Below are 1,529 nucleotides of genomic sequence, written 5' to 3' on the forward strand. Positions count from 1 at the left end.
GTTCCAATTAATTTTTCCTCAAAACCACAACCTGCGGTATCTACAAAATTCAAGGCAATCTCTCCATCAAACAAGGTTTGTTGCGCTACCGAATCATGTGCTTTTAGCAAGTTTTGGTAAAATATTTGAGAAGAATAGCCCATAATCAACTCATTCATACGATATTGCTCTTGCAACAATACCACAGATTCGGGATGTGCTTCAACACATTTCTCTAATAAAGTCTTACTCAATCCTTTCTGCGAGGCCTCATTTGATTTGATAGTTGGTGCTAACTGACAGTGGTCTCCTGCTAGTATCACACGCTGTGCTTTCAAAATCGCAATCCAACAAGCAGGTTCCAAAGACTGGCCAGCCTCGTCAATCACCACCGTTTTATATTGCAATTTCCTGACCGTGTAATGATTGGCACCTACCATTGTTGCGGTCACAATTTGAGTTTTGGTCAAAATATCATCAATCATATATTGCTCGGTACGCTCTACCTCCTTCATGATTTTATGCGCCTCCTCAAACAACAACTTTCGTTGGTCACGCTCAGCTTTTCCAAAATTGCGTTTGTACTTATGCGCCATGGTTTTGAACTCTTGCGCTTGCTTCTTAAATCGCTTGATTTCTTTTATGGCGGGATGCTCCGTCATTTTTGCTTCCAAAGTCAATGACATCAAGGCATCCGAAACCCTCGCTGGATTGCCTACTCGCAGCACATTGAGCCCTGCCATAGACAACTTTTCGCTCAACAAATCCACCGCAGCGTTACTGGGCGCTACCACCAAAATCGGCGCCTGGTCTTTTTGTGCTAATTGCTGAATGGCTTCTACCAAAGTTGTAGTTTTTCCAGTTCCTGGAGGGCCATGCACTATAGCCAAATCCTTGGCTTGAAGGATTTTACTCAAGGCTGCATTCTGAAACTCATTTAGTTTTGAACTTGGTTTTGCTTGTATGTATTCATCAAATACTGGCTGAACGTGCCCTGTCAACACTTTTATCAAGTTTGCTTTGGGAGAATTATCATCCTTTAAATGCACCTGTGCCACTTTTAAGGCAGCAAACATTTCGTCATAGCTGTTTTCATCAAAAAGAACATCAATCCCCAATTTTCCATCCCGACTCCAATCAGGGAGTTCATCAGTTTTTAGGGTCAATTTTAAACGATTACCCCCTTGAAAAGAAACCAACCCTTCTACCCTATCCTCGGATGGGTTATGATTGCTAAACAATGCAGCAGGCACGCCAAAACGAAAAAGATGCCCCAAATCATGATGAGTGGTTCGTTCTAGCTCAACGCTGATATAATCGCCCTTGGTAAGTTCAGTCCCTCTGATAGCTACAGGATACCACGTAAATCCATTGGCTCGACGCTCGCTCACGGAGGTACTTTCAGTTAATTGACGATGTTGAGCGCGATCTTCTTCTCGCTCTATTTGTAATAAGGATGTTAAATTTTCAAAATAAGACATTAGTATAAGTTAGTTCGCAAAATAAAGTTTAAGATTGTGCTTTAAGCTTTCATGTATCGGCTTTCGGCG

1 protein-coding gene is annotated in these 1,529 nt (G+C 42.0%); it reads right to left on the bottom strand.

Going from position 1 to position 1,529, the window contains the following annotated elements:
• Positions 1-1,460 (bottom strand): AAA domain-containing protein (locus tag ACOVQ4_RS01040; protein WP_421818818.1); only part of this gene is annotated, 1,460 nt, incomplete at its 3' end.
• Positions 1,461-1,529: the final 69 nt, after the last annotated feature.

It is taken from the genome of Flectobacillus sp. (assembly GCF_049240685.1).
GTDB lineage: Bacteria > Bacteroidota > Bacteroidia > Cytophagales > Spirosomataceae > Flectobacillus.